At 68.9% G+C, this 7,989-nt stretch carries 6 protein-coding genes, 1 other RNA gene and 1 pseudogene; 2 read left to right on the forward strand and 6 right to left on the reverse strand.

Annotation, left to right across the window (positions count from 1 at the left end; genetic code table 11):
* Positions 1-5 precede the first annotated feature (5 nt).
* Positions 6-1,199 (reverse strand): serine/threonine-protein kinase, encoded by a 1,194-nt coding sequence (locus MXD60_RS10655; RefSeq protein WP_248818860.1) that lies wholly within the window; start codon positions 1,197-1,199, stop codon positions 6-8.
* A gap of 208 nt (positions 1,200-1,407) precedes the next feature.
* Positions 1,408-1,683, reverse strand: a complete 276-nt coding sequence (locus MXD60_RS10660; protein ID WP_248818861.1) for a hypothetical protein — start codon at positions 1,681-1,683, stop codon at positions 1,408-1,410.
* A gap of 932 nt (positions 1,684-2,615) precedes the next feature.
* Between MXD60_RS10660 and MXD60_RS10665 the strand changes: the two are divergent.
* Positions 2,616-2,960, forward strand: a pseudogene (locus MXD60_RS10665) (site-specific integrase); the annotation flags it as partial.
* Positions 2,961-3,425: 465 nt separating this feature from the next.
* Here the strand turns inward: MXD60_RS10665 and MXD60_RS10670 are convergent.
* Entirely contained in the window at positions 3,426-3,593 is a 168-nt protein-coding gene (locus MXD60_RS10670) for a hypothetical protein (RefSeq protein WP_248818862.1), read from the reverse strand.
* 604 nt (positions 3,594-4,197) lie between these two features.
* Positions 4,198-4,563, reverse strand: a transfer-messenger RNA (tmRNA) gene (gene ssrA, locus MXD60_RS10680).
* 142 nt (positions 4,564-4,705) lie between these two features.
* Between ssrA and MXD60_RS10685 the strand changes: the two genes are divergently transcribed.
* Positions 4,706-5,179, forward strand: coding sequence for a VOC family protein (locus MXD60_RS10685; RefSeq protein ID WP_248818863.1), 474 nt, complete (start codon positions 4,706-4,708; stop codon positions 5,177-5,179).
* Positions 5,180-5,344: 165 nt separating this feature from the next.
* On the opposite strand, the gene MXD60_RS10690 is transcribed toward MXD60_RS10685, so the two are convergent.
* A complete protein-coding gene (locus MXD60_RS10690) occupies positions 5,345-6,556 on the reverse strand; it encodes a class I SAM-dependent methyltransferase (protein ID WP_518467710.1) in 1,212 nt (403 codons plus the stop codon).
* A gap of 77 nt (positions 6,557-6,633) precedes the next feature.
* On the reverse strand, positions 6,634-7,113 hold the full coding sequence (smpB, locus tag MXD60_RS10695; RefSeq protein WP_248818864.1) for an SsrA-binding protein SmpB: 480 nt from the start codon (positions 7,111-7,113) through the stop codon (positions 6,634-6,636).
* Positions 7,114-7,989 lie beyond the last annotated feature (876 nt).

The raw sequence follows: 7,989 nt of genomic DNA on the forward strand, positions 1-7,989 counted from the left end.
CGCTACTACCGGGAGCTGACCAGCTGGGAACTCATCGCATATTGCGCACGTAACTGCTCCGCCACCTTCCACGGGTACCGTTTTCGACCCCCGGAACCCTGGGCCGGCGCGGCCTGGTGGGCCGGACCGGACCCTGGCGCGGCATTGGCGTTTCCCTCGGGCTCGCCGCCGGTCTCCGGCTCGTCTTCGTCGGGCACTTCTGAGTTGGCTTCTCCGCCGCCGGAAAGCCCGACGGGTGGCACGTCCAATGGGCTGGGCTCGTCCTCGCCGTCCGACACCGCGCCGTCGAGCGAGACCGCGGCCTCCTCCTCGTCGACCAGCGGCGGTGGCTGATCTCCTGCGGTCCGGGCGATCAGCGCCAGTCGAGCGTCCATCGCCGCCGTCCCCGCCGCCGTCAGGAGAGCGGCGCAGGCGGCACCGATGTCCTCCACCGAGGGGCGTGCCGCCATATCCTGGGCCAGCATCCCGGCCAGCAACGGAACGAGTACGCCGGGCACACCGCTCAGATCCGGGGCGACGTCCGGGCTCACCACCCTGGCCGCGATCACTTCCCAGAGATCGCCGTCATACGGGTAATGGCCCGCCGCCGCGTACAGCAGGATCGTGCCGAACGCGTAGACATCCGCCGCGGTCGTCACCTGCCCACGACCGCTGGCCTGCTCCGGCGGCATGCACCGCACCGACCCAACCACATATCCGCTCTGGGACAGCGAATCCGGCGGCGCTTCGATGAACGCACCCAAGCCAAAATCAATGATCATGGGGCCATCGGCGCCCAGAACGATGTTCTGCGGTTTGAGGTCCCGGTGCAGCAGACCGGCCGCGTGCACCGCCGCCAAACCCTCGGCTATCAGCGCGCCCAGACTCGCCACCAGCGTCGGCGGCAGCACGCCGTGCGTCGCCACCTGATCAAGCAGCGTCGGACCCGGCACATACTCCATCGCCAGCCACGGCCGGTCGGCGAACGGATCCGCGTCCAGGAAGCGCGCCACCCGGTTCGTCCCGATCACCGTCCGCGCAAGGAGCGCCTCCCGCTCGAACCGCGCCCGCGTTGTCGGATCGAGCTGGTCAGAACGGATCACCTTGACCGCGACCGGCGAACCAGCCGGGCTGTAGGCCAGGAAGACCTCGCCCATCCCGCCGGACCCCAGCCTCCGCGCCACGCTGTAGCGGCCGACCAGGCCAGGCAACTCCGTCACCGCGAAGCCACATCCTCCCCCCGAGGGTCGCTACCGCGACCGTACGCCCACGCTCACCGCAAACATAGCGCGAAGAATACCGATTCCATCACCCAGGGCGCAGCATTCCCGACACAACGGGACAGCCCGGCGGTACCTCTCACGGTCCGACCGGGACAGCTCGGACGGCCCGGAGGATCGACATGATGTCGACGTCACCGGCGAGGACTCATGCCGATGGGGTGTCGGGCTCGACGCCGAGCATCATGAGCAATGGTCTTGTCGGGACCACATACCGCTGACCGTGGCGGATGACCGGCGTCGGGAACCTGCCGTCGCGGATCAGCGCTCTGGCCTTCCAGAGTCCCATGCCGAGCACACTGCCGGCGGTCTCGACGTCTACGGTCGCCGGCAGAGCCCGAAGCTGCGCGGTGCTCCATCGCCCTCGGAGCTGGCGCAGGGTCTCGCCGGTCAAACGGCCGGGCAGGGCGGATGAGGCAGTCACGCGGACCTCCGACGCCGATCGGCGTTGATTTGCTCGTGGCCCGCCAACCGTCGGGTGACCTCAGAGCATCGACGACGGACGGCCGCGTCAACTCGGAAGCTCGGCGGCACATAGCATCGGTGCCGCCCCTGGCGGTCCACACCCTCGGGGATCTTGAGCCCCGCAGCGAACTGCCTCGTAGCCAGGAGCTTGCCATCCTCGGGTGCGGGTCGGGGTAGTCCGCTGCGCGACATCTACTTCTCCGTTAAGGGCGCGCCGAACACGTACGTCGATGCACATGCGGGAGTGCGTCGGGAGCCTGCGTCCATTTAATGAGATAGGCCAGTCCAATGACGCCACGTTACAACGATGCGGCAGGTCAGGCGACGACCAGTTCACTGCGGTAACACCAATCGCCGTACCGAGGGTAGTCGCCAACCGGAAACCTCCCACCGCATTCACGTGCAGATCGCCCCGTTCAGCGTTGCTGCCAGTCGCTGCCAGCGATCGCCTATCGTCGAGACGGTAGGCACTCCGTGTTACCTAGAGATGGCTCGTGATAGGTCGAATCAGATCGTGATAGCTCGGCCTTTTGGCTGCGATCGGCCGCGCATTACATCGGTAACCCCCCACCCATTACCTATCGCTACCATCATGGCGGAAAATGTGTCCCAGATCACATCTAATGGAGAGTGTGGCAAGCATGCGCCACAGCGATCATCATGTTGGCGCGGGCGCTCTCGCGATGCGCCTCCACCGTCGCCCGCGACATACTCGACTGTTTTTCGGGCGGAACAGAATCGCGACGCTCTACATGCGCCTCGTCGACCAGGGAAAGCGAATATTAAAACATATTCCAGCGACACCCGAAGGGATTCTTCGCAGCCCAAAGGTCAACAGCCCTTGAACCGAACCATGTCAGTGACGGAGCAAGCAAAGGAACGGTGACGCCCATGAAGATTGTCGCCAAGCACAGGTGCGGATGCCGCGACCCGCAGTCGAAGCAGAAGTACCCGGCCGGGACGTGCCCCGACCGAGACAAGCGCGGTCATGGATTCTGGTCCGGCGAGGCCCGGGTTCCCCATGAGCTCGTGGCCCTGGCCGGGACCGACAGGATCCGGTTCCGCGGTGAGACGAGGAAGGAGGCCGAAGCCGACGGCGACGCGAAGTGGGCGAAGGTCCGCGCCGGTCAGCAGCACGTCGGCCGGCTCACCGTGGCCAGCTACCTCGACGACTGGTTGAGCCGGAAGAACGCACTGCGGCCGACGACCCGGACACGCTACGGGCAGTTCATCCGGCTACACCTGACGCCGTTCCTGGGCACCATGCCGCTGACGGGACTGCGGGCCGAGCACATCGACGTGGCCTTGAAGCGCGCGGTGGAGACGTCCCAACAGCGTCCGGGGCGGCCCATCGGCCCGGCGACCGTGAAAGACGTCCTGGAGATGCTCCGGACAGCGCTGAACGACGCCGTCCGGCAGCGGAAGCTCGACTTCAATCCGGCGCAGGGTGTTGAGCTGGCGTCGTACTCGACGCTGGAAGTTGAACCGTGGGAAGCGGCGGAGGTCGGCCGCTTCCTGGACGAGGCAGCATCCGATCGGCTCGCCGCAGCGTATGAGTTGATGGCCTTGCACGGGCTTCGGCGCGGTGAGGTGTGCGGGGCTACCTGGACCGGGTTGGACGAGGCGGCCGGCGTGCTGATCGTCCGCCAACAGATCACCCGCTCCGGGTCTCAGCTCGGTGTCTGGGCGCCGAAAACGAAGTCAGGCCGCCGAAAGGTCGACCTGGCATCGGTAACGCTCGGCTCGCTTGGCGCACATCGCCTCCAGCAGGACCGCGAGCGCGAGGCTGTAGGAGATGCTTGGAACAACGGCATCCTGCCTGACGACCAGGGCAGGCCGGTTCAGCTCGAAAATCTGATCTTCACCCATCCATCGGGACGCCATCTCGCACCGGAGTACCTGACCCGGCAGATGCAGCGGATCGCCCGGCGGGTCGGCCTACTCGGAACAGTGAAGGTGATGGCCGAGGCCGGCTCGACCGCAGTCCTCATCGGCACCCGCTACCGACCAGCCGAGGGCACGTGGACCATCTACCGCGAACGGGAGCCAATCGGCGAGATGACCATCCTCGGCACCAGCCGCCAGGGTGCCCGGTCGGTGCTGCATCTCTCCGAGCCCCTACCCGCGGCCTTGTCGGTGGGCGACGAGATCGGCGTGGAGTTACTCTCCCCCAAGCGGCTCCACGACCTCCGACACGGCTCGGTTTCGATCATGCTATCCCAGGGGGTCGACATCACGATCGCCTCGAAGGTCGTCGGTCACTCTTCGACGTCGGTCACCGCGAACCTGTACGCGCATCTGCTGCGGTCGACCGGCCAGCAGGCGGCGGAGACAGTGGCCGCCGCGATCCCGCGCACAACGGTTTGTCCTCACCCTGTCCTCACCACCGGAACCAACGGCGGCGGGATCGTGAAGGGCGGAGGCTTCGGGCCTGGTCAGGGGCCTGCCCGTAAAGGACAGGCCCCTACCAAGCGAGTGGAGGTGGCGGGAATCGAACCCGCGTCCTCCGGCACCGACACAGGGCTTCTCCGGGCGGAGCCTGCTACTTGTTTCTCGGCCCCGTCAGACACACAGGCGAGCTGACATAGGCCCAGTCGCTGTTTGATGTTCCAGCTGTCCCCGCGACCGGGTCAGCTGGTGATCCTCCTAGCGACGCCAGATCCTGAGCCGGAGGAACTCTCAGGCTGACGACTGGACTACTTAGGCCGCGAGGGCGTAAGAGCCAGTGGGCTGCGTGTTGTTGGCAGCTGTTTTTTCGAACGGATCGTTTACGAGATAACCGCTCATCCTCGGCCCGCTTCCCCTGCCTCGACATCCGAAGTCGAAACCGATCACCCCCAGGTGCGACAACACTGACGGCCCGAGTCTACAACAGGGGGCGAGCGGGGTCGGCCGGGCACCGAGCCGCATCCGGGCATGTCTGGCGGTGCGCGACAGTTGTACCGGCAACAGCATCCGACCGCCTCACCGGGAGTACCGCCGTGGAGATCAAGGAACTGGGACATCTGGTCCTTTACGTCCGCGACATCGGGCGTTCGATCGCCTTCTATCGCGATGTCCTCGGCTGGAAGCAGGTCTTCCCGGACCCGACGGGCGCCGACGGCAACCCGCTGCGGGTTCCGGCCGCCGCCTTCTCGGCCGGCCGCACCCACCACGAACTGCTGCTCATCGAGGTCGGCGAGGATGCCGCAGCCGTCCCGGCCGGCCGCCGGCTCGGGCTGTACCACTTCGGGCTGAAGGTCGGCGACAGCGACGACGAGCTGCGCGCGGTCCTCGCGCAGATCCAGGCGGCCGGAGTGGCGATCGTCGGCGCGTCCGACCACACCGTCACCCACAGCCTCTACATCCTCGACCCGGACGGCAACGAGATCGAGCTCTACATCGACGTCCCCGGCGTCGACTGGAAGAACCAGCCGGCCCTGGTGGCGGCGCCGGTCAGGCCACTGCGGCTGTAGCGGGCGACATCCGATGCCGCACCGGGGCTGTCGGCGGACCTGGCGGCGCTGGCACTGGCGGGAGCCGGCTGGCGGCGCCGGTGGCGATGTTCAGCGGGGCGCCGATCGGCGGCGTGACCGGCCTGGTCGCCGGCGGCGAGTAGGCCGACCGCGACCCGGGACGGCTCAGGAGTCGGCAGTGGTGCAGAGCAGGGCCCAGGGCTCGCCGCGCATTCTGGTCATCACGACCGTGACGGCGGGGCCGCCAGGCACCAGGTCGCGGCGGCGCGGCAGAAGGCGCCGCCGCAGGGTCTCGACGTCGCCCGCGAGGCCGCGGCGGCGTATCTCCAGCGAGCCGATGCCGCGCACACGCAGCGCGGCAGTGAGCCGGCGCACGTCGAACGGCAGCTCCGCGTCGATCCGCAGCCGCCGGGCGAACGGACTCGTCACCGGCTCGTCCGAGGTCAGAAAGGCAATCATGGGGTCGATCTGCCAGGCGTCGAGCCGGCGGCCGAGCTCACCCACCAGGCCCGCCCTGGTGACGGCCGGGCTGGGGTCGTACAGGTAGCCACCGGGCGCACCGACGCGCCCCGTCGACTGCGGCGGATCCGGGACGCCGACCAGGCTCACCGGCCTACCACCGTCGCCGCCGCCCAGGACCGTGGCCCGCCGCGGGGCGGATGCCAACGCCGCGGAGAACAGCACGGCCTCCTTGAGATCACGTCCGTCGGCGACGAACTCGATCTCCCAGTCAGCCGGCACGCCCGCGACGTCCAACCCCGGCGCCGCCTTCACCGCCACGGCCGGGACCTGGCTGGTCAGACCGAAGCACCACGGCAGCGGTGGCTCGCTGGCGCCCGACCCGAGGCGACGAGCACCGGCCCGGCGGGCCGGGTCGACGAACGCACCGTCGAAGCCGGCAAGATCGACATCACGGACGTCTGCCAGCCGCGCCTCGACCCGCCCGGCGCCGTGGACGGACGTGTTGTACGCGGCCATCCACAGATGCACCGGATCCCGGTCGACCAGCAGCAGCTCCCGGGCGGCGAAGGCCGGTCCCGGGTGGGTGGCCAGCGCCACGGCATCGCCGCCGATGCCGGCGCAGAGGTCGGCCAGGCGCCGCAGCCCGGCGAACCGGCTGGCCCGGTGCTCCGCGGCGGCCTGTGACGATGCCTGTTCGAGCCCGGCTCGAGTGAAGAACATCCGGTCAGCGAGAGTGAACTTGACGGCGGCGCGCTGGCGCAACTCCGCCTGGCTGAACGCGGCGGCAACCAGATCAGCGGGCACGCCCTCGGCACGCAGCCTGGCACCGGCGGTCAGCTCCCGCCCGGCGACCGCTGCGGCGCCACCGCCCGCGCCCGGCGCCTCGGCATAGACCGCGGACGCTGCGGCCAGCACCTCGCTGCCCCGGACGGTCAGCAGTTCCGCAAGCTGGGCCAGCCGCTCGTCCTGGGCCGTCCGTTCCTCCGCGGTGGTCAGCTGTAGCGGCCTTTGACACGCCGGCCCATCTCCCGGCTGATCTCACGGGCGGCGTCACGGTCGGCGAGAGCGTGCCGCTTGTCGTACGCCTTGCGACCGCGGGCCAAGGCGATCTCGACCTTCGCCCGGCCGTCCTTCCAGTACAGGGTGAGGGGGACGAGAGTGAGACCGCCCTCCTGGGTCTTGCCGACGAGCTTCTCGATCTCACTGCGGTGCAGCAGCATCTTGCGCTTGCGACGGGGAGCGTGATTCGTCCACGTGCCCTCGGTGTACTCCGGGATGTGCACGTTGTGCAGCCAGGCCTCGCCCTCGGTGATCTGGGCGAACCCGTCCACCAGGGAGGCACGGCCGGCCCGCAGTGCCTTCACCTCGGTGCCGCGCAGCACCAGCCCTGCCTCGTAGGTGTCGAGGATGTCGTAGTCATGGCGGGCGCGCTTGTTCTGCGCGATCGCTTTGCGCCCCTTCTCCCTCGGCACCGTCGCACCCTCTTTCTCATGCCGTCACGCCGCGCATGCACCGTGCGTTGCGCTACCTGCCACGCGTCCATCGGACGTTCCCGCGTGCATCGAACCTACGTCCAGCCCCACCAGAGCACGCCGCCCGGATGCCCGTCCTCCATTGTATCGATCATGCGAGCGGGTAAGGGGCACGTGACGCCGAGGCCTGCGACAGCCGCTTCAGGTTCGGCCCTGCCAGGCCGTCCGTCCTCCCGCCGGTGGCGGGGTTCCGCGGAACACCTTGATCGCCTCGAACGGTCTCAACCCGAACCAGTCGCGGGGGGGGCGGGGGGGGGGGGCCCCCCCCGGGGCCGCCCCCCCCGGGCCCCCGCCCCCCCCCCCCCGGGGGCCCCCCCGCGGGGGGGGGGGTGCCGCGCAACACCTTGATCGCCTCGACCGGTCTCAACCCGAACCAGGCGCGCGGCGACCTTCGTCGCCGCCGCCAGTGCGCCGCGGAACACCTTGATCACGAATAGTGGGAGTCCGCCCGCCCCATGGTGATCTGCGCGTGGCCGAAAACTGTCGGTGGCGGGTGAGACGATCGCCCTGTCCGGTTGATCTTCTCACCCCTGGCCCGGTGATGATGTCCGCAACGCTGCTGTCCGCCCCCGCCCACCCGCTCCCGCCCCGCGCCGATCCGCCCTCGGCCGACACCGGCCAGCCACGAACCAAACCTCCATCGCCGGCTGGAATCGATATGGGTGTTGACGGCGAGAACGCCCCTCTGGACGAGGTGGAAGCATCGATCTGCCAGTGGGCCGGCCGGTTCGCCGCCGCGACCTGCGGCTGGCTCGGCCTGCTCGCCGCCTTCGACCGCCGCCGCGGCTGGACCGCTATCGGCATCAACTCCTGCGC

Origin of the sequence: Frankia sp. AgB32 (assembly GCF_023243045.1) — a bacterium.
Classification (GTDB): Bacteria; Actinomycetota; Actinomycetes; order Frankiales; family Frankiaceae; genus Frankia.